General features: G+C 65.1%; 2 protein-coding genes. Both read right to left on the bottom strand.

The window, feature by feature from the left end:
• On the bottom strand, window positions 1-792 hold a 792-nt coding region (locus JHD07_RS38175), incomplete at its 3' end, for a response regulator (protein ID WP_291631622.1).
• Window positions 793-805: 13 nt separating this feature from the next.
• The coding region (locus JHD07_RS38180; protein WP_291631625.1) for a response regulator at window positions 806-2,240 on the bottom strand (1,435 nt) is incomplete at its 5' end.

Below are 2,240 nucleotides of genomic sequence, written 5' to 3' on the forward strand. Positions count from 1 at the left end.
CCCTTTCTCGTCCATCGTTGCGGCCGCCGTGCCCACACACCAGCGCACCTCACCGTCGGGCCGCAGGATGCGGAACTCGGTCTCATAGGCCCGCGTGCCCTTGTTGAACTCGGCGATCGCCTTGCGCAACTGATCGACATCGTCGGGATGCAACAAGGCCTGAACGTTGGACGGATTGACCTCGAAGCTCTCGGCGGTGACGCCGAATATGCGGTATTGTCCCTCGTCCCACATCCAATCGCCGCTGATCCAGTCCCAGTCCCAGGACCCCATCTTGCCGGCAGCGATCGCCATGCTGCGCCGCTGCTCGCTCTCGCGCAGCATCGCGGTCGAGCGTTCCAGTTCCGCGGTGCGAGCGCGGACGCGGTCCTCGAGTTCGCGGTTCAGGCGCTCGAGCTCGCGTGTCTTGCGGTAGAGCTCGGCGAACACCCTGATCTTGGCGCGCAGCACCTCAGGCACGACCGGTACCGGCACGTAGTCGACCGCGCCCATCTCATAGCCGCGCAGCCGGTCGATGTCGCTGACCTGGATGGCCGAGATGAAGATCATCGCGGTCTTCTGGAACCGCGGGTGCTCGCGGATCATCGCTGCGAGTTCGAATCCGTCGAGCTCGGGCATGCAGACGTCGACCAGGATCACCGCGATCTCGGTCTTGAGCAGCACCTCCAGCGCCTCGCGGCCCGAAGAGGCGATCACGAGGTTCTCGCCGAGTTCTTTCAGGATCACCTCATAGGCGAGCAGCTTGGCCGGCTGGTCGTCGACGAGGAGGATATTGACCTTTTCGTGGTCCATTCTCTGATCCAACTCAGCGGTGCAGCCACATGCGGATCGCAAGCAGCAATTGATCGGTGTTGACGGGCTTGGCGAGGTAATCGGACGCGCCGGCTTCGAGGCATTTCTCGCGGTCGCCCTTCATTGCCTTCGCTGTCAACGCGATGATCGGAAGACGGGCAAAGGCCGGGTTCTCGCGGATCACGCCGATGGTCTGATACCCATCCATCTGCGGCATCATGATGTCCATCAGCACGATCGCGATTTCCGGATTGGATTCGACCAGGGTCACCGCCTCGCTGCCGGTCGTGGCCGTCAGCACCTTCATGCCGCGTCGCTCCAGCACGCTCGACAGGGCGAAGATGTTGCGGGCGTCGTCGTCGACGAGCAGGGCGGTCTTGCCGATCAGGTCGTCGTCGGAACTGTTCAGCTTCTCCAGCATGCGCTGCTTCGCGACCGGCAGTTCCGTGATCACGCGGTGCAGGAACAAAGCGGTCTCGTCGAGCAGGCGCTCGGGCGATTCCACGCCCTTGACCACGATGCTGCGCGCCATGGTGTGGAGCTCTGCATCCTCCTCCGCCGACAGTTCGCGGCCGGTGAACACCACGACCGGGACGTTCGACAGTGCCTCGTCATTGCGGATCTGGTCGAGCACCTCGAAGCCGCTCATGTCGGGCAGCCGCAGGTCCAGCACCACGCAATCACAGGGTTGATCGCGCAGCGTCGAGAGCGCGCCGGCCCCGGTATCCGTCGTCAGGATCTCGATGTCGTCGTGGTGTAGCAGCTCGCGAATCGAGAGCTGCTCGGCCTCGTTGTCCTCGACGATCAGGAGCCGCTTGCGCCGCGGCCGGGCATATTCCTTGATCTGGGTCAGCGCGGCCGAGACGCCTTCGGTCGTGGTCGGCTTGTTGACGAAGGAGAACGCGCCGCGCGCCAAAGCGTGCTGGCGGTCCTCGTCGAGCGTGATGATCTGTACGGGGATGTGGCGGGTGAGCGGATTGTGCTTGAGCTGGCTCAGCACGGTCCAGCCGAGCATGTCGGGCAGGAACACGTCGAGCGACACCGCGGTCGGCTGGTACTGCTTGGCGAGCTCGAGGGCCTCGGCGCCGCGCGCGGCGACCAGAACCTTGAAGCCCTTGTCGCGGGCGAGGTCGATCAGCACACGGGCATAGTGTGGATCGTCCTCGACGATCAGGAGGATGGTGTCGCCGGGCTCGAGGTTGAGTCGGTCGTCGGCAAGCTGCTCGATGACACGCGGCTGGTCGGACGCAGCCGGTTGCAGCGCCGGCGGCTGGCCGTACTGCTGCGGCGCAGGCGCCGCACGCGGTGCAAGCGTCGGGCCGGAATAGCTCAGCGGCAGGTAAAGCGTGAAGGACGAGCCCTTGCCCGGCGCGCTGCGCAGATGGATCTCGCCACCGAGCAGGCTCGCCAACTCGCGGCTGATCGCGAGCCCGAGTCCGGTGCCGCCA

It is taken from the genome of Bradyrhizobium sp. (assembly GCF_016462955.1).
Classification (GTDB): Bacteria; Pseudomonadota; Alphaproteobacteria; order Rhizobiales; family Xanthobacteraceae; genus Bradyrhizobium.